Source organism: Streptococcus sp. ACS2, from assembly GCF_000525585.1.
GTDB lineage: Bacteria > Bacillota > Bacilli > Lactobacillales > Streptococcaceae > Streptococcus.
The window spans coordinates 89,848-107,905 of record NZ_JALT01000012.1; the positions used below are offsets into that span (position 1 = coordinate 89,848).

Genomic DNA, 18,058 nt, shown 5'->3' on the forward strand with positions numbered 1-18,058 from the left:
CAGATCCATAAAGTAGGGCTCTTTGCTGTTGAGCTTATGCTTATGTCCGAAGCTTAGGACATCGGAGGAGGAAGGGGTGAGGGAGGAGTCTGATTGTTACTTCATTCTGTGTTATAATAGCAAGGATTAGTGGTTCTTAGCGCTAGGTGAATGGCGATTGCTTAGCCTAACGACTGGTGTAGAGACAAGAAAGGGACGTCTTATGAAATTACTTTATACGGATATGTCTCAGGATTTAACAGAAATTCTGACGGAGCAGGCGACTAGCTATGCTCAAAAGGGAAAGAGGGTCTTTTATATTGCCCCTAATGCCCTATCATTTGAGAAGGAGCGTAAGGTATTGGAATACCTGCCTCAGTCAGCGTCCTTTGAGATTACGGTGACTCGTTTTACTCAGATGGCTAGGTACTTTATTCTCAATACGAGTAACCCAAAAACTCAGTTGGATGATACTGGTCTGGCCATGATTTTTTATAAGGTCTTGTCACATATGGACGATGATGAGCTCAAGGTTTATGGTCGTTTACGCAAGGATAGTAACTTTATTAATCAATTGGTGGACCTTTACAAAGAGTTGCAGCAGGCTAATATGACAGTTCTGGATTTGCAGCATTTGGATCAGGCGGAGAAACAAGAGGATTTGGTAAGGATTTTCAGTGCGGTTCAGAATCTCTTGTTGGCGGGAGATTTCGACAATCAATCCAAACTCAGTGCCTTCTTCAAGGAGATTACCTCAGGCCACCTAGATAAGGCCTTGAGTAACACGGTTTTGGTCATTGATGGCTTTACGCGTTTCTCTGCCGAGGAGGAAGCACTGGTTGCACTCTTGAATGATAAGTGCCACCAGATTGTCATTGGGACTTATGCCAGTCAAAAAGCTTATAAGGCTAACTTTGTTTATGGCAATGTTTATCAGGCCTCAGTGGATTTTTTGAGGACTTTAGCTCAGACCTATAAGGTGACACCAGATTATGTAACGACGGACAAGGAGGGCAATCCTTCTTTTGCACGTATTAGTCGCCTTTTGGAGAGCCGTCATGATTTTAGTACGGTAGACGAGCAGCTGACTGCCCAGGATAAGCAAGCCTTGCAGGTCTGGGAAGTGGTCAACCAAAAGGAAGAAGTGGCTCAGGTTGCCAAGAGTATTCGTCAGTTGCTGGCGGATGGCAAGCGCTACAAGGATATCTTGGTCCTGCTTGGTGATGAGGAGAGTTATAAGCTTCAGGTGGGTCAGATTTTCCGAAAATTTGATATTCCCTATTATTTCGGTAAGGAAGAAACCATGTCTAGCCATCCTTTGGTGCAGTTTGTGGATTCGCTAGAGCGTATCAAGCGCTATAATTTTCGTGCCGAGGATTTGCTTAATCTCGTAAAATCAGGTCTCTATGGCGGTTTTACTCAAGAGGACTTAGACCTTTTTGAGTATTATGTCAATTTTGCAGATATCAAGGGGCGTCACAAGTTCTTGTCTGATTTTACGGCCAATAGTCGTGATAAGTATGATTTAGACCAGCTTAATGCCTTGCGCTCACAACTGGTAGAGCCTTTGGACAAATTACTTAACAGTCGCAAACAGAAGGGTTCTAGTCTACTCAAGAAACTTGTGGTCTTTTTAGAGGCTGTGCAAGTGCCAAGTCAGATGGCTTCTTTGACTGCCAAGGCCAGTGAGGCTGAAAAAGAACAGAATGAACAGGTCTGGAAGGCTTTCACCCAACTCTTGGAGCAGGTTGAGACTATTTTTGGAGACGAATCGCTGTCAGTGGACGACTTTTTGTCCATTTTGCGTTCGGGAATGTTGGCCTGTGATTATCGTACGGTTCCAGCCACTGTTGATGTGGTCAATGTGAAGAAATACGATTTGATTCAACCACATTCAGCTCCTTATGTTTTTGCCTTAGGCATGACTCAGTCGCATTTTCCAAAGGTTGGGCAAAATAAGAGTCTCCTGTCTGATGAGGAGCGTAGTCGTATCAATGAGGCGACGGATGAGCATAGGAGTTTGGATATTGTTACGCAGAGTAATAGTCAGCGGGGGCATTTTGTGGCTATGTCGCTTTTCAATGCGGCTAGTGAACAATTGGTGCTTAGTCAGCCACAAATTCTCAATGAGACGCAGGATGACATGTCGGTTTATTTGAAGGAACTTCTTGAGATTGGTCTTCCTTTGGTTGAAAAGGGACGTAATCGTTTCGAGGCTAAGGGTGACCAGATTGGGAACTATAAGGACCTCTTATCGACTGTCATTGCCCTTAACAGCAGCCATCTAGATGATGATTTGGATAAGGAAACGCAGACGTTCTGGTCAGTTGCTGTGCGTTATCTCCGTAAGCGACTTGATAAGGATCAAGTCTTGATTCCAAATGTGATTGACGATGTGACGACGACCAAGGTGGATGATCAGGTCATGCAGCTGGTCTTTCCGGGGGAAGAACCACTAAAATTATCAGCTTCGGCTCTGACGACCTTCTATAACAACCAATATCTTTATTTCTTGCGTTATGTTTTGGGACTTGAAGAGTTGGAGTCCATCCATCCAGATGCCCGACACCACGGGACTTATTTGCACCGTGTCTTTGAGCGTGTGATGGGTGATTCTTCGTCAGAAAACTTCGATGATAAATTGGAAAAGGCTATTGCTCAGACCAATCAGGAACAACCTTTTGAAATTCTCTATACAGAGGACCAAGAGAGTCGCTTGTCTCGTCAGATTTTGGAAGATATCGCCCGTTCAACTGCCAGTGTTTTGCGTGACAATGCGGCCGTTAAAGTTGAGCGTGAGGAAGCTAAGTTTGACTTGCTTTTAGCAAATAGCATCAAGATTACAGGGATTATTGACCGTGTGGACCGTTTAACGGATGGGGCTCTGGGTGTCGTTGACTACAAATCAGGTAAAAATGTCTTTGACATTCAGAAATTCTACAATGGCCTCAGTCCGCAATTGGTGACCTATCTGGAAGCCCTCCGTCAGACCTATAAGGTTGATGCTGATCAGCTTTTTGGTGCCATGTATCTTCACATGCAGGACCCACAGCTTAACTTAGCTCAGTTTGGTCTGGATAAGCTAGCAGCTCAGGCTCATAAGGAATTAACCTATAAGGGACTCTTTGTGGCTTCAGAAACAGAGCATTTGGCTGGTGGGAACTATGATTTACAAAAGACTGTCACCTATGACAAGGAGGACCTAGAAACCTTGCTAGACTACAATATCAAGCTCTTTACAGGTGCTGCTGAGGTTATTCGAAGCGGGAATTTTGCGGTCAATCCTTATACCGAGGATGGCAAGTCTGTTCAAGGGGATCAAATCAAGGCAATTACTCATTTTGAGGCTGACCGCCACATGGGACAGGCTCGTAAACTCTTGCGTTTACCAAGTAAGGGCAAGAAGGAAGCCTATTTGGAGCTGATGACAAAAGACGAGGACAAGAATCAGATGCAAGTTGCTGAAAATATCATCCCCTTTCCAGTCACTGATCAAGCTGTAAAAGCAGACAAAAAAGACCAGGAGGACAACCATGTTGACTAAAGCTTTTTTAAGTCCAACAGAGATTAAGGAACGCATTGCCCAAGAAGCAGCTTCTGACAAGGAACGCAAGTTAACACCTGAGCAGATTGAGGCCATTTACAGTAATGGTAGCAATATTCTTGTGTCAGCTTCGGCCGGATCAGGAAAAACCTTTGTCATGGTTGAGCGTATCCTTGATATGATTGGACGTGGCGTTGGTATTGACCAACTCTTTATCTCAACCTTTACGGTAAAGGCTGCAGGAGAGTTAAAAGAGCGTCTGGAAAAGCGTCTGACAGAGCAGTTGGGACAGGTTGAGACGGATGAAGAGCGTGCCTTTCTTTCAGACCAGATAGCCAAGATTGGGACGGCTGATATTGGAACCATGGATGCCTTCACCCAGAAATTGGTCAATCAGTATGGCTATCTCCTGGGGGTGTCACCTATTTTTCGCATCATGACAGATCCTGCTGAGCAGACACTCATGAAAAATGAGGTTTATGTTGATCTCTTCAACGATTACATGCAAGGGAAGGATACCCAACTTTTCCAAAAATTGGTCCGCAACTTCGCTGGAAATGGTAAGACTAGTAAGGCCTTCCGTGATCTAGTTTACGATGTCTATAACTTTTCTCAGGCTACTGCAGGTCCTGAAAAATGGCTACGTCAGAATCTCTTAAAAGGGCAGACGGATGCCAAGCCAGACAAGGCTAAAGTTGAGCTTTTAGAGGGGCTCAAAGATGGCCTGTTGGCTGATTTCTTAGCCTTCTTAAGAGACCATTTAGGTCTAGCTCAGCGTGAATTTGCCAAGGCCAAGTATCTGAATAATGTGTCAGATGCCATTAGCCTTCTGGAGGGAGCTTTGGCCAATGACCAAACCGATATGGAGGACTTGCTCAAACAACTCTTGACTCTGTCAGGAGGGACCAGTTTGACAAATATGACTCGTCCTAAAGATGAGGAGCTCAAGGCCTACAAGGAAGCTTACAACAAGACCAAAAATGAGTTTGTGGCCCAGTTGCGAGAGCTTGATACCCAACTAACAGTTCTCGAGGTTTTGACCAAGCATAATGATGATATCCTACCTCTATTGGAGTTGCTCCAGTCCTTTGTGCTTGATTTTTCAGACCAGTATTTACAGGCCAAGATTCAGGAAAATGCCTTTGAATTCTCAGATATTGCCCACTTTGCCATCCGTATTTTGGAGGAAAATCCAGAGGTGGCAGCCAGCTACCGTGACCGTTACCATGAAGTAATGGTAGACGAGTATCAGGACAATAGCCATACCCAAGAACGCATGTTGGAGCTCCTCTCTAACGGTCACAACCGATTCATGGTGGGAGATATCAAGCAATCCATCTATCGTTTCCGTCAGGCAGATCCTCAGATTTTTAATGGCAAGTTCCAGCTTTTCCTTGAAAATCCAGATGCAGGTAAGCTGATTCTCCTTAAAGAGAACTTCCGTAGCCAATCTGAAGTTCTTGATGCGACCAATGGTGTTTTCAGCCACCTCATGGATCAGGAAATCGGGGACATCCTCTATGACAAGACACACATGTTGGTAGCAGGTAGCGAGAAGCAAAAAGAGCCCCATCCTGAAAATGAGACTGAGGTTCTGATTTACAATAGTGATGAAGCAAGTGTGACTCCTGACGAAGAAGGTGCTGATCAACCTATCAGTAGTGGTGAGATTTCCTTGGTTATCAAAGAAATTATCAACCTTCATAAGCAGGGTGTACGTTTTGAGGACATTACCCTCCTAGCACCAACTCGCAACACCTATCTGGACTTGATGGCAAGCTTCGAGGAGCACGGAATTCCTTTGGTTCCTGACGAGTACAAGTCAAGTTACCTAGAGTCGCTAGAAGTTATGATTATGTTGGATACCCTTCGTACCATCAATAATCCTCTTAATGACTATGCCCTCGTTGCCCTCCTTCGTTCACCGATGTTTAATTTCAACGAGGATGATTTGGCTCGTATTGCTGTTCAGGCTGACGAAGGACAGTTCTATGACAAGCTTCTTGTAGCTTGCACTAAAACAGGGCTTCATCCGGAAGTTGTCACACAAGGACTTGATGCCAAGTTGACTCTTTTCACTGAGACTCTGGCAGATTGGCGTGATTACAGTAAGTGGCACTCGCTCTACGACCTCATTTGGAAGATTTACGACGATCGTTTCTATTATGATTATGTTGGCAGTCTTCCACGAGCTGAGCAACGCCAGGCCAATCTCTACGCCCTTGCTTTGCGTGCCAATGCCTATGAAAAGACTGGTTTTAAGGGACTTTCTCGTTTTATTGGTATGATTGATAAGATCATTTCTAGCGGTAACGACCTAGAGGAAGTGACAGACTTGGTTCCCAAAAATGCCGTTAGCCTCATGACTATTCACAAGTCCAAGGGGCTAGAATTCAAGTATGTTTTTGTCTTGCAGATGAATCGCAAGTTCATTGGTCACAGTAGGGATGGACTAAGTGGTAAGTATATTATCAACCGTGAAAAAGGACTTGGCATTAAGTACCTAGCTGACCTTAAAGACCAGATAAACACCAATTTGCCCAAGTTAAATGTTGTTCTAGAGACCCTAACCTTCCAGGAAAATCGTAGGGAAGAGCGCAGAGCAAGTATCTCAGAAGAGATGCGTCTGCTCTATGTTGCAATGACTCGTGCAGAGAAAAAACTCTACCTAGTTGGTAAGGGGAGTAAGGAAAAATTAACCCAGCAATTTGGTACGGATGTCGAAAATAATCGCTTACCAGTAGCTCTACGTGACCAAATCGCTACTTATCAGGATTGGGTTATGGCTTTGGATACCGCCTTTATGAGAAAGGATCTCAAGTTTACTGTTCGCTTTGTTGAGGCTGAGGAGTTGACGCCAGAGGCTATTGGTCAGGTTGAAGTTCAAGCAGCAGTAAATGCTGATGATTTATCTAACAATCGCCAGACGGAAGACATTAAGCGTGCTCTAACTGTCTTAGAAAGTGTTGAAAAACTCAACCAACTTTATGCACCAGCGATTGATCTACCATCTGTGCGTACGCCGAGCCAGCTCAAAGCCTTCTACGAACCTGTTATGGATACCGAAGGGGTGGATATTATGGACAAGAAAGAGGAAGTGCAACCTCTTGAGACTACCACTACCTTTGAGCTTCCAGACTTTGGGCAAAAAACTAAGGTCACTGGAGCTGCAGTTGGGTCAGCCACCCATGAACTCATGCAACGCTTGATTCTTTCTGACAAGGTGACCCTCCAAGATTTGACACAGGCGTTGAGTCGGGTATCGGCAGATGATCAAGTTAAGGCGCGTGTGCAGTTAGAAAAGTTACTAGGCTTCTTTGACACCGAACTTGGGAAGCTCATTCTAGCTAACCGTGGTAAGTTGCGTCGTGAAGCACCATTTGCTATGTTGGCAGAAGATCCCGCTAGTAAAGAAGATTTTGTCGTCCGTGGTATCATCGATGGCTACCTTCTTCTTGAAGACCGTATTGTCCTCTTTGACTATAAGACGGACCGCTTCACTCATCCTAGTGAACTTAAGGAACGTTACAAAGGTCAAATGAGCCTCTATGCTAAAGCACTCAGCCAAGCCTATCAAATAGATAAGATTGATAAATACCTTATTCTCCTAGGTGGAAAAGACTTGGAAGTCGTAGAAGTATAAGCTATAGCCTAACCATTCTTTCATGGTGAAAGAGTGGTTTTTTGTGTCTTAATCCCACCAAAAAAGACCGGTGTGCACACACCAGTCTTTTCGATAGATTTCCATCAGTATTGTAAGTTCGTTAAAATATTAGAGGATGGAAATAGTTATGAAAAAAAGTATCTTGTAGGTTGCTTAGGCCTACAAGGGCTATTATAACAAACTCATCTTAGTCTAAACAAGGTTAGAAAAATTAGAATTAACTGCCACAAACATTACTAGTTTTTAATAGTTAGGATCCATAATAGCAATAAATAGAGATAAAAACCGTCAGCATGAGACTAACGGTTTTAGTTTATTTTAATCCTAATATCAACTAATCAAAGGAACCACCCAATTGACCCAGGCCCAGGAAATAGGCATAACCAGAATCATGGCTGGAATCATATCTGCTGTTGGGAATTGACGCAGTTTCATAATACGAAAACCGGTCGCAATCATGAGAAAGCCCCCGCAAGCCTTAAAGTCTCCAATCATGGCTTTTGTTGTTAGAGGGAGAATGAAACCAGCACTCACAAAGAGGAGGAAGAAAACGATAAATTGTGGAATGGCAATCATGGAGACGATGTAGCCTAGACTACAAGAGAAAATCATAGCCGTAAAGAAATCTAGGATAGATTTAGAAATTAAGATAGAAGCATCGCCTGTCATCCCAGACTCAAGACTCCCGTAAATTCCTGTACCACTCGCACAAAAAAGGACGATAACTGTCAAGAGCTGCGCATAAAATTCATCGTGAGCTAACCCTGTTTGCTTGCTTGGTGTAATCTTGGACAAGCCTTTTTCCATAAGCCCAGCTCCCTTGTTGATGAGGTTTCCAAATTTTAGGGCCAGCCCAAGGATGGTACCGATAACTACTGCAAAGATAACCGCAGGCATATTAACCATATTCATAATAGCGCTAATCCCCATTACCATAGAGGCTAGACCAAAGATAAGGTTAAGATTTTCCTTGAAATCGTCTCTGAGATAGTCCCCGAAGAGCCCTCCAGCGATTCCTCCTAAGATAATAGATAGCGAGTTGATGATAATTCCAGTTGGCATCAGTGATTTTCCTCCTATTTATTCTAAATACTATAAGTTTAGCATTATCAAAGATCGAATGCAAAATTGTCTCGTTTTTACAAACGTTTTCTTGAAATTGTATCTTTGAAATGATACAATAAATGAGAAGGTAAGGAAATAGCCTTATCTAAATCTATTGCCAGTGTTCTTAGAGTATTGTTCATAAAAAACAAGGTAACAACTCTAATTTATAATCTAATATAAAGTGTAAAATGAGACTATTGTTAAATAGATTCTCAAGAAAGGATAAAAGATGATTCGTTTTGAACACGTAACGAAACGTTATGAAGATAAGGATGCTCTCTCAGATCTTAACCTCGAGATTCGAGATGGTGAGATTTTTGGTCTGATTGGTCACAATGGGGCTGGTAAGACCACGACTATTTCCATTTTGACGTCTATCATTGAAGCTAGCTACGGTGAAGTTTACGTCGATGATATGGCCCTCAGCCAACATCGTGATGCTATCAAGAAAAAAATCGCTTATGTGCCAGATTCACCAGACTTATTCTTAAATTTAACTGCTAATGACTATTGGTACTTTTTGACACGTATCTATGATTTGGAAGCTAGTCAGGTTGAGGAACGTTTGACTAATCTTATGGCTACCTTTGACTTGACGGAAAGTCGCTATAACCTCATTTCTTCCTTCTCTCACGGTATGCGTCAGAAGGTTGTCGTTATCGGTGCTCTTCTGGTAAATCCGCAGATTTGGGTTTTGGATGAGCCTTTGACTGGTCTGGATCCACAGGCATCTTATGATTTGAAAGAAGCCATGCGTAACCACGCTAAGGAGGGTAATAGTGTGCTCTTTTCAACCCACGTTCTAAGTGTAGCTGAGCAGCTCTGTGATCGTATTGCTATTTTGAAGAAAGGAAAACTCATCTTCCAAGGGTCTCTAGCTGAACTTAAGTCTCAGTACCCTGACAAGGATTTGGAAACCATTTATCTGGAAATGGCTGGACGTAAGATCGAGGAGGTGTAGTCATGAACTGGAACCATGTTTGGGAGCTTTTTAAAATCAATCTCCTCTATGCAAATCCTCAAGCAGTAACTAACCTACAGAAACGTCAGGAGAAAAAGAAAAAGGCTAATTTCTCCATCGTTAATGCCATGCTTAGACAACAACTCTTGATTTTAATTATTTTTACGGTTGTTTATAGCTATCTTTTTGTAGGTGTCGATTATAAGGCCAATCCTGGAGTCTTAACCCTCTATCTTTTGACATTTTCAGTCATGGGGCTTCTCCAGACTTTTACGGCTCTCTATAGTACCTTTTACGATAGTAAGGATAGCAAGGCTTATCTGCCTCTTCCCTTAAAGCCATCAGAAGTCTTTTTGGCCAAGACCTTGTCAGGTTCTATGGTTGGGATGACCTTCATGGTACCTATCCTTAGTCTTCTCATTCTAGCTTACTGGCAATTTATTGGCCCGCTGGGGATAGTCGTGGGGTTTCTATCCTTTATCGTTTCTCTCTTTATCAATCTCGTTTTTTCAGTGATTCTGTCTAATAGTGTTGGAACGCTGATTGTTCGCAGTTCTCGTCAAAAGCTCTATTCGACTATTTTGATGACCCTGTCAACCCTATTGATTATGTTCCCTATCATGATGGTTGGTTTTCTTAATGGTTATGTTAAGGGTGCTGGACATATCGATTTTCCTTTGTTGCCTTATCTAAGAGGTTACTATGATGTGGTAGCTGCTCCTCTATCTCCGGAGGCTCTACTAAATTTTTATCTTCCTCTTATCTCAGTGCTTATCTTGGGTCTTTGGTTTTATAAAGTCAGAATGCCTCGTTATTTCCACGAAGCCATTTATAACAAAAAGGCTAGAAAGACTCAGGTAAAAGTTGTTACTCGAAGTCAAAGACAGGTCTTGGTTCGCCATCATTTATCTACTTTGGGAAACTCAACCCTCATTATCAATACCTATGTGGTACCAGTATTATATATGATCATGCTGGGCGGAGGTGCGTTCTTTTTGAAAGATTTAGGTCCAGACTATTTCGGGCTCATGCTTTTAGTCGGAATTGCCTTTGGTTTCTTTTCAGCGCAACCAACAAGTTTTCTTGGGGTGGCAACTTCCTTAGAGGGAACAAACTTTGACTTTATCCGTAGCCTGCCAATCAATACGGGTGACTATCTTCGTCAAAAGTTTTGGATTTTCTATGGCTTGCAAGTCGGTGTATCCCTCTTACTAGGAGGACTTGGTTTAATATTCCTTGCACATCTCCATCCTATTTTGGTGGCAAGTTTCGCTCTTGGTTTTCTCGTAACAACCTATCTTGTAGGTGGCTATTTCTTTGAACGTGACCTTAAATTATTGGAAGTGAATTGGCAGGAAGTCACTCAGCTCTTCAATCGGGGTGGCGGACAGTGGCTCTATATGGGTATCTTTATTCTTACAATTTTCATCGCTGCCTTGCTAGGAGGTATTGTCTTCTTTGCAAGTAAGTTCTGGATTGCCCTAGTAGTCAACGCTATAGTATCTGGGCTTATAGCTTTAATTGCCCTAATCGTTTATCTCTTTGTTGACCGCAGACGTTGGAAACGTATTAGAGCCATGTTTTTTGCCTAGAACAAACTGTTTAAAGAGTCTCTCCGATTGGAGGGGTTCTTTTTTACTGAAAATCCTTAATATGTAAACTTATGCATTATATATGTTAAAATACCTGAATTTAGTGTATAATCATAAACATGAAACGAAATTTTGACTCAGTAAAACGCCTGGTTATCAAAATCGGGACTAGTTCTCTGGTTTTACCATCAGGGAAAATTAATCTTGAAAAAATCGATCAATTAGCTTTTGTCATTTCTAGCTTGCATAATAAAGGTATTGAGGTTGTCCTCGTATCCTCTGGTGCCATGGGCTTTGGTCTCAATGTCCTAGACCTAGACAAGCGACCGGCTGAAGTCGGTAAGCAACAGGCTGTCTCAAGTGTAGGACAGGTGGCTATGATGAGCCTATATTCTCAGGTCTTTTCACATTATCAGACCAAGGTATCTCAGTTGCTTTTGACGCGTGATGTGGTTGAGTATCCCGAGAGTTTGGCCAATGCCATCAATGCTTTTGAGAGCCTCTTCGAGCTTGGGGTTGTCCCAGTTGTGAATGAAAATGACGCTGTCAGCGTAGATGAAATGGATCATGCGACTAAGTTTGGAGACAATGACCGCTTGTCTGCTATCGTTGCTAAGATTGTTGGTGCAGACCTACTCATCATGCTGTCAGATATTGATGGGCTCTTTGATAAGAACCCAAATGTCTATGAAGATGCAACCCTTCGTAGCTATGTACCAGAGATTACAGAGGAAATTCTAGCCTCAGCTGGTGGTGCTGGTAGTAAATTTGGTACGGGTGGTATGATGAGTAAGATTAAGTCAGCCCAGATGGTTTTTGAAAATCAAAGCCAAATGGTTTTAATGAATGGTGAAAATCCGCGTGACATTCTTCGTGTCCTAGAAGGAGCCAAAATCGGTACACTCTTTAAACAGGAGGACTAATATGACACATATTGATACATTGGGCCAGCAGGCCAAAGTGGCGGGTCGTCAGATTGCTAAATTATCAACAGCAGCTAAAAATGACCTTCTAAATCAGGTAGCTAAAGCTCTAGTAGCTGAGAGTGCCTATATTATCGCTGAAAATGCTAAGGATATGGCCAATGCCAAGGAAAATGGTATTTCAGAGATTATGCAAGATCGCTTGCTCTTAACGGAAGACCGTATCGCAGGGATTGCTGAGGGTGTCCGTCAGGTGGCAGATCTTCAGGACCCAATCGGTCAAGTAGTTCGTGGCTATACGAATCTGGATGGTCTCAAAATCATTCAAAAGCGTGTTCCTATGGGTGTTATCGCTATGATTTTTGAGAGCCGTCCCAATGTCTCAATCGATGCCTTTAGCCTTGCCTTTAAAACCAATAATGCCATTATTCTTCGTGGAGGACGTGATGCCATCAATTCCAACAAGGCCTTGGTTACAGTAGCTCGTAAGGCTTTGGAAAATGCGGGTATCACAGCAGATGCCGTTCAGCTGGTTGAAGATACCTCTCATGAGGTAGCAGAAGAACTCATGGCGGCGACTAAGTATGTAGACTTGCTCATCCCTCGTGGTGGAGCTCGTCTCATCCAAACGGTTAAAGAAAAAGCCAAGGTTCCAGTCATTGAAACGGGTGTTGGTAACTGTCATATTTATGTGGATAAATATGCTAACTTAGATATGGCGACACAGATTGTCATCAATGCCAAGACTCAACGACCAAGTGTGTGTAATGCGGCAGAATCTCTCGTCGTTCATGCTGATATTGTAGAAGAGTTCCTGCCTAACTTGGAAAAAGCTATTTCAAAAATTCAGTCTGTTGAGTTCCGTGCGGATGAAAGGGCTTTGAAACTTATGGAAAAAGCTGTACCCGCTTCACCTGAAGATTTTGCGACAGAGTTTCTTGATTATATCATGTCAGTTAAAGTGGTAGACAGCCTTGACGAGGCTATTGGTTGGATTAATACTTACACGACATCGCATTCAGAGGCTATCGTGACTCAGGATATTAGTCGTGCTGAGCAATTCCAAGACGATGTTGACGCTGCAGCTGTCTATATTAATGCTTCAACCCGCTTCACAGATGGATTCGTCTTTGGACTAGGTGCTGAAATCGGAATTTCAACTCAGAAAATGCACGCTCGTGGTCCAATGGGACTTGAGGCCTTAACCTCAACCAAGTTCTATATTAACGGACAAGGACAAGTTAGAGAATAAACCATCAAGCTCCATGAAGGAGCTTTTTTAAGTTGGTTTGCTAGACGACAGGCCTTCTGATATACTGGTGGTATCAAGAATGAGGAGATTTTGCCATGTTTAAAGCTTATAAGAAGTATTGGATGGGCTATTTCGATTTTACGGGACGTTCAAGCCGCTCAGATTATTGGTTGGCAGTTTTAGCAAATACTATAGTAACTATCATTTTATTTAGCATAGTTATAGTTGTAACTGTTTTTGATAGTCCGAATAGTCATTATCATATTATTTTTATATTATTGTATTTGCTTGCAATGCTATATTTCTTTGCTAACTATATTCCATCTATTGCCCTTCAGGTGCGTCGCTTGCGTGATGCTGGTTTTCATTGGGCATTGATTTTCTTAAGCTATGCGCCTGTTATAGGTGATATCGTACTGTTGGTTTTGTTTTGTCAACCCACAAAAGTAGAATTTCCTTTCAACCAGTTCAATAATCCACCACAATAATAATGACTTAACAGCCTTGCGAGGCTGTTTTTTAGTTGATTTGTCAACCTTCCCTTCTCTTGCTACACTGGGAGTATCATAAAAAAGGGGGATTTTATTATGATTGAAGCCTACAAAAAATTTTGGAAGGGCTATGTCGATTTCAAGGGCCGTTCAACACGTTCAGATTATTGGCTTAATGTGCTTGCGCAATGTTTGGTTTTTTTACTTTTCGGTTTCTTACTTATATTAATCATGATTTTAGGGGGAGATCCGGCAACGTATACTTCTGACGCATATAGTTTTCAAATGATTTTGATTTATATTGTATTGTCAGCTTTTGGAATATATATGTTAGCCTTACTGATACCTTCCATTGCAATCATGGTACGTCGTCTAAGAGATAGTGGCTACCATTGGGCTTTGATATTTTTAGCGTTGATTCCCTACCTTGGTAGTTTTATTATTTTTATCTTAACCTTGCAACCAACAAAGGTAGAATTACCATTCAATAATTTGAATAATCCACAACAATGATAAGTATTTAGCAGCCTAGTATGGCTGCTTTTTCGTCAATTTGTCAAATTCTTTTTTTATTGCTATACTATAAGTATCAAAAAATGAGGAGATTTTATTATGATCGAAGCTTATAAGAAGTTTTGGAAGGGCTATGTAGATTTTGAGGGCCGTTCAACACGTTCAGATTACTGGTTTGCATATTTGGCAAATATGTTAACAGTTATTGCTTTTTATGTGTTGCTCGCAATCTTTGGAGGCATTGCAAGTGCGACAGAATCAAGCTTTTTGGCTGTTATTTCATTTATCATCCTATTTATCTTTTTTGCCTTTGGTATTGCTGCTATCTTACCTGGTATTGCTGTAACAGTTCGCCGTTTGCGTGATGCTGGCTACAATTGGCCGTATATTTTTATTTCTTTAATCCCATTTGTAGGTCCTATTATCTTCATTGTGTTGTTGTGTAAACCAACTAAAGTTGATTATCCATTTAACAACTTCAATAATCCTCAGCAATAATAATGACTTAACAGCCTCGCTAGGCTGTTTTTTAGTTGATTTGTCACTTGTTATACTGGAAGTATCATAAAAAAGGGGGATTTTATTATGATTGAAGCCTACAAAAAATTTTGGAAGGGCTATGTTGATTTTAAGGGCCGTTCAACACCTTCAGATTACTGGTTTGCATGTTCGGCACATCTATTGATTTTCTTTACTTGGTATTTGCTCCTAGCAGTGTTTGAAAGAATGGTAGCTGAAACAGGATCAAGCGATTTATTTACTATTGGTGTTATTTTACTACTTATCTTTTTTGCCTATGGTGTTGCTGCGGTTTTACCTGGTATTGCTCTAACGGTTCGTCGTTTACGTGATGCTGGCTATAATTGGCCGTATATTTTTATTCCTTTAATCCCATTTGTCGGTATTTTTATCTTCATTTTTCTATTATGTCAACCAACAAAAGTAGAAGTGCCATTGAACAACGTCGATAACCCACAGCAATAATGACAATCAACCAACTCTTTGAGTTGGTTTTTCTAATGTCAAAAAAAGTTTTATGTTAATGTTGCACATTTTAATATTTCTGATATAATCTTATCTGAGACTAATCAATACTAAAATATATTTAAGAAATGTGAATATTCTATGAAACTACTTCGTCATTTAAAAGAAAAACGTTACCTTATTTTGGCATTTACCCTACGGCTATTCTTTTGGCATTGGCTATTGTCTTTTTGCAGCCTGCGCAGAATCATGCTAAGGTCCAAGTTAAGGTGGGGACTAAGCAGTCATCATCAAGCAAACCCAAGGCTTCATCCAAGTCATCGAGCTCAAGTTCGTCGTCATCTTCTTCAACTTCAAGTGAGTCATCAAGCTCAACGGTAGAAGCAGCTAGTCAGACAGAAGCAAGCTCAACTCCTGCGGTAGCATCGGCACCAACACCATCTTCAGCACAAGAGACTTATCAAGCGCCCCAGTATAACTATGTGCCACCAACAACTTATACAGAGTCACATAGTGAGTCTTCAAGCTATACAGCACCTGCCTACAGCGCAGATGTTAGCTCTGGGACAACAGAATAAGGGTTAGAGAAAAGGAATTTAGGATTAGAAATGAAAAATAAAGTTTTAGTATTAGTAACAGGATTATCTAGTTTAGTCCTATTGGCTGCTTGTTCAAACCAGCAAAATGGCTTGACTTCGACGACTTCATCTTCATCAGTAGAACAGTCACAATCAAGTAGTAGTGAAAGCTCTAGCACAAGTACTAGCTCAAGCTCTAGTCAAGAGAAAAAGGTAGATACCTCTGCCTATGATAGCATCATTAGTAAGTACCAAACGGCTGTGGCCAACAATCAAACGGATGCCTCGCTTAATTCTCTCGTTGTTACCTATGCTAATTCTCAAACAAGTCCTGCCTCAACGGTTTATACTTACCATGATTTGGATGGCAATGGTGTTGATGAGTTGATTCTTGCTTTTAAGCCGGGGAAACTTTTTAAAGAGCATATGATTACGGATATTTACACTATCTCTAAGGATAGTGGTCAGGTGATTCGTCTAACAGAAGGTCCACAACTGGGCATGTTGGGTGAGCGCATGACTTTGGCCTACCTCAAGGATAACACCTTTAGCTACTATGGTAGTGCTGGTGCTATGGCTGGTGGAGGTTCTGGCTACCGCTTTAGTAGTGATGGTCAGTCTCTTGAAAAAGAGGACAGTGATTCGGGTGCAGACAAGGTTGATCTCTCTAACTGGGATTGGAAGGACCTGAGCAGTGCCTCTACTAATAGTAGTTCTAGCGCAGCGTCACAAACTCAAACAAGTTCAACATCTCTTAAGTCTGATGAACTCAAAAATGGCAATTACAAATCAGCTGTAGGAACATGGAAATCTTCAAATGGAAAGACCATCACCATTACTTCGGATGGACAGTTGGATTTCTGGGGATATACTTATCCTATCGATAAAGTTTCACCGAATCAGTATGTGTCTGGTATATATACCTTAACTTATGTTGATTCTAGTCCAGTTGGGAATACTCCAATTCAGCTTTGTCCTAAGGGAGTTAGTGATGCAAGTGATGCGGGAGATAACAGTAAGGACCGTATTCTAGCGACGAATGGAGTGCCATCTGAGGAAAGCTATTTTTACAGAGTGGATTAATCTTATCAGATGATATAGTAACTAAAGAGTTAGGCCTCTGGTCTGGCTCTTTTACTATCCTGTCAACTTACAGAACGAGACAATTTCTCTATTCTTGTGCTATAATAAAAGTTATGACTAATGAATTTCACCATGTAACCGTTCTTTTACACGAAACTGTTGATATGCTTGATATCAAGCCCGATGGCATCTATGTTGATGCGACCTTGGGTGGCGCAGGACATTCGTCTTATCTTTTGTCGCAATTATCTGAAAAGGGTCATTTGTACTGCTTTGATCAGGACCAAAAGGCTATTGATAATGCTCAAGTGCGTCTCAAGGACTATATTGATAAGGGTATGGTGACTTTCATCAAGGATAATTTCCGTAATCTCAAGTCCAACCTTGAAGCCTTGGGGGTGTCTGAAATTGATGGCATTCTCTATGACTTGGGTGTCTCTAGCCCACAGTTGGATGAGCGTGAGCGTGGTTTCTCCTATAAACAGGATGCCAAGCTAGATATGCGTATGAATGAGGAGGCGAGTCTGACCGCTTATGATGTGGTCAATACCTATCCTTACAACGATTTGGTGCGCATTTTCTTCAAGTATGGTGAGGACAAGTTCTCTAAACAAATTGCACGTAAGATTGAACAGGCCCGTCAGGTTAAACCAATTGAGACCACGACGGAACTGGCGGAAATCATTAAATCAGCTAAGCCTGCTAAGGAATTGAAGAAGAAGGGCCATCCAGCCAAGCAAATTTTCCAAGCTATTCGTATCGAAGTGAACGATGAGCTTGGTGCTGCGGATGAGTCTATTCAAGAGGCCTTGGATTTACTTGCTGTGGATGGTCGTATTTCGGTCATTACCTTCCACTCTTTGGAGGATCGATTGACTAAACAGCTTTTCAAGGAAGCTAGTACGGTAGATGTGCCTAAAGGTCTACCCTTTATTCCTGAAGACCTCCAACCTAAGGTAGCCTTAGTTAATCGTAAGCCAATCCTACCTAGTCAGGAAGAATTAGAAGCTAATAACCGCTCGCATTCTGCTAAATTGCGTGTGGCTAAAAAAATCAGGAAATAATTATGGAAAATAAGGAACATCAGATTGTCAATAGAGCCATTAGAAACCATATTCGTTTTATGACGCGTATGGAAAAGGCCTTCTATTCGGCAATTGTTTTGACAGCTATTGTGATGAGTATCGCTGTTGTATTTTTACAAGGGCGTAATCAGGCTATCAAGCAACAAATCACAGACCTTAATAGCAAGATTAGTGATGAAAAAACAGAGCTTAACAATGCTAAGCAGGCGGTTAATGAGTTGACTAACTCTGACCGTATTAAAGAGATTGCTAATAAGGCAGGCCTGTCTATTAATAACGATAGTATTAAGAGTGTGAAGTAA

Annotated in this window: 14 protein-coding genes and 1 pseudogene; 14 read left to right on the forward strand and 1 reads right to left on the reverse strand. The window is 41.7% G+C overall.

The genetic code is table 11. From position 1 onward, the window contains the following. The first annotated feature begins 202 nt into the window (after positions 1 to 202). Positions 203 to 3,523, forward strand: coding sequence for an ATP-dependent nuclease subunit B (gene rexB, locus HMPREF1517_RS01745; RefSeq protein ID WP_037599104.1), 3,321 nt, complete (start codon positions 203 to 205; stop codon positions 3,521 to 3,523). Beyond that, positions 3,513 to 7,166: a helicase-exonuclease AddAB subunit AddA gene (addA, locus tag HMPREF1517_RS01750; protein WP_037599105.1), complete on the forward strand. Its 3,654-nt coding sequence runs from the start codon at positions 3,513 to 3,515 to the stop codon at positions 7,164 to 7,166. The genes rexB and addA overlap by 11 nt, the downstream gene beginning before the upstream one ends. 351 nt (positions 7,167 to 7,517) lie before the next feature. Here the strand turns inward: addA and HMPREF1517_RS01755 are convergent, their stop codons facing one another. After that, the gene (locus tag HMPREF1517_RS01755; protein ID WP_037599106.1) at positions 7,518 to 8,249 is read right to left on the reverse strand and encodes a DUF554 domain-containing protein; all 732 of its coding nucleotides are present in this window, start codon (positions 8,247 to 8,249) and stop codon (positions 7,518 to 7,520) included. Positions 8,250 to 8,523: 274 nt separating this feature from the next. Between HMPREF1517_RS01755 and HMPREF1517_RS01760 the strand changes: the two genes are divergently transcribed. The 12 genes and pseudogenes from HMPREF1517_RS01760 to ftsL all read left to right on the forward strand — a co-directional run bounded on the left by HMPREF1517_RS01760 (position 8,524) and on the right by ftsL (position 18,058). Beyond that, positions 8,524 to 9,255 carry an ABC transporter ATP-binding protein gene (locus HMPREF1517_RS01760; RefSeq protein WP_002891761.1) on the forward strand — a complete coding sequence of 244 codons (732 nt, stop codon included), beginning with the start codon at positions 8,524 to 8,526 and terminating at the stop codon, positions 9,253 to 9,255. 2 nt (positions 9,256 to 9,257) lie between these two features. After that, complete coding sequence (locus HMPREF1517_RS01765; RefSeq protein WP_037599107.1) at positions 9,258 to 10,847, forward strand: DUF4231 domain-containing protein; 1,590 nt, start codon at positions 9,258 to 9,260, stop codon at positions 10,845 to 10,847. Between the two features lie 119 nt (positions 10,848 to 10,966). After that, a complete protein-coding gene (gene proB, locus HMPREF1517_RS01770) occupies positions 10,967 to 11,770 on the forward strand; it encodes a glutamate 5-kinase (protein WP_037599108.1) in 804 nt (267 codons plus the stop codon). 1 nt (position 11,771) lies between these two features. Further along, positions 11,772 to 13,022 carry a glutamate-5-semialdehyde dehydrogenase gene (locus HMPREF1517_RS01775; RefSeq protein ID WP_037599109.1) on the forward strand — a complete coding sequence of 417 codons (1,251 nt, stop codon included), beginning with the start codon at positions 11,772 to 11,774 and terminating at the stop codon, positions 13,020 to 13,022. Positions 13,023 to 13,117: 95 nt separating this feature from the next. Continuing rightward, positions 13,118 to 13,510 carry a DUF805 domain-containing protein gene (locus tag HMPREF1517_RS01780; RefSeq protein WP_021146440.1) on the forward strand — a complete coding sequence of 131 codons (393 nt, stop codon included), beginning with the start codon at positions 13,118 to 13,120 and terminating at the stop codon, positions 13,508 to 13,510. A 99-nt stretch (positions 13,511 to 13,609) separates the two neighbouring features. Further along, positions 13,610 to 14,026 (forward strand): DUF805 domain-containing protein, encoded by a 417-nt coding sequence (locus HMPREF1517_RS01785; RefSeq protein WP_037599110.1) that lies wholly within the window; start codon positions 13,610 to 13,612, stop codon positions 14,024 to 14,026. 99 nt (positions 14,027 to 14,125) lie between these two features. Next, on the forward strand, positions 14,126 to 14,524 hold the full coding sequence (locus tag HMPREF1517_RS01790; protein WP_037599111.1) for a DUF805 domain-containing protein: 399 nt from the start codon (positions 14,126 to 14,128) through the stop codon (positions 14,522 to 14,524). 87 nt (positions 14,525 to 14,611) lie between these two features. Further along, positions 14,612 to 15,010 carry a DUF805 domain-containing protein gene (locus HMPREF1517_RS01795; RefSeq protein WP_037599112.1) on the forward strand — a complete coding sequence of 133 codons (399 nt, stop codon included), beginning with the start codon at positions 14,612 to 14,614 and terminating at the stop codon, positions 15,008 to 15,010. A 141-nt stretch (positions 15,011 to 15,151) separates the two neighbouring features. Then, positions 15,152 to 15,588: pseudogene (locus HMPREF1517_RS01800) on the forward strand (Wzz/FepE/Etk N-terminal domain-containing protein). Positions 15,589 to 15,618: 30 nt separating this feature from the next. Beyond that, positions 15,619 to 16,671: a hypothetical protein gene (locus HMPREF1517_RS01805; protein WP_037599113.1), complete on the forward strand. Its 1,053-nt coding sequence runs from the start codon at positions 15,619 to 15,621 to the stop codon at positions 16,669 to 16,671. Between the two features lie 113 nt (positions 16,672 to 16,784). Further along, entirely contained in the window at positions 16,785 to 17,735 is a 951-nt protein-coding gene (gene rsmH / locus HMPREF1517_RS01810; protein WP_002888254.1) for a 16S rRNA (cytosine(1402)-N(4))-methyltransferase RsmH, read from the forward strand. 2 nt (positions 17,736 to 17,737) lie between these two features. Next, complete coding sequence (gene ftsL, locus HMPREF1517_RS01815; RefSeq protein WP_002891750.1) at positions 17,738 to 18,058, forward strand: cell division protein FtsL; 321 nt, start codon at positions 17,738 to 17,740, stop codon at positions 18,056 to 18,058.

What these genes read in the sequence shown, in the direction of transcription:
- HMPREF1517_RS01790 (WP_037599111.1), top strand. Translation starts at nt 14,126, where the DNA reads ATGATCGAAGCTTATAAGAAGTTTTGGAAGGGCTATGTAGATTTTGAG.
- HMPREF1517_RS01805 (WP_037599113.1), top strand. Translation starts at nt 15,619, where the DNA reads ATGAAAAATAAAGTTTTAGTATTAGTAACAGGATTATCTAGTTTAGTC.
- HMPREF1517_RS01785 (WP_037599110.1), top strand. Translation starts at nt 13,610, where the DNA reads ATGATTGAAGCCTACAAAAAATTTTGGAAGGGCTATGTCGATTTCAAG.
- addA (WP_037599105.1), top strand. Translation starts at nt 3,513, where the DNA reads ATGTTGACTAAAGCTTTTTTAAGTCCAACAGAGATTAAGGAACGCATT.
- rexB (WP_037599104.1), top strand. Translation starts at nt 203, where the DNA reads ATGAAATTACTTTATACGGATATGTCTCAGGATTTAACAGAAATTCTG.
- HMPREF1517_RS01765 (WP_037599107.1), top strand. Translation starts at nt 9,258, where the DNA reads ATGAACTGGAACCATGTTTGGGAGCTTTTTAAAATCAATCTCCTCTAT.
- HMPREF1517_RS01760 (WP_002891761.1), top strand. Translation starts at nt 8,524, where the DNA reads ATGATTCGTTTTGAACACGTAACGAAACGTTATGAAGATAAGGATGCT.
- HMPREF1517_RS01755 (WP_037599106.1), bottom strand. Translation starts at nt 8,249, where the DNA reads ATGCCAACTGGAATTATCATCAACTCGCTATCTATTATCTTAGGAGGA.
- HMPREF1517_RS01795 (WP_037599112.1), top strand. Translation starts at nt 14,612, where the DNA reads ATGATTGAAGCCTACAAAAAATTTTGGAAGGGCTATGTTGATTTTAAG.
- HMPREF1517_RS01775 (WP_037599109.1), top strand. Translation starts at nt 11,772, where the DNA reads ATGACACATATTGATACATTGGGCCAGCAGGCCAAAGTGGCGGGTCGT.
- HMPREF1517_RS01780 (WP_021146440.1), top strand. Translation starts at nt 13,118, where the DNA reads ATGTTTAAAGCTTATAAGAAGTATTGGATGGGCTATTTCGATTTTACG.
- rsmH (WP_002888254.1), top strand. Translation starts at nt 16,785, where the DNA reads ATGACTAATGAATTTCACCATGTAACCGTTCTTTTACACGAAACTGTT.
- proB (WP_037599108.1), top strand. Translation starts at nt 10,967, where the DNA reads ATGAAACGAAATTTTGACTCAGTAAAACGCCTGGTTATCAAAATCGGG.
- ftsL (WP_002891750.1), top strand. Translation starts at nt 17,738, where the DNA reads ATGGAAAATAAGGAACATCAGATTGTCAATAGAGCCATTAGAAACCAT.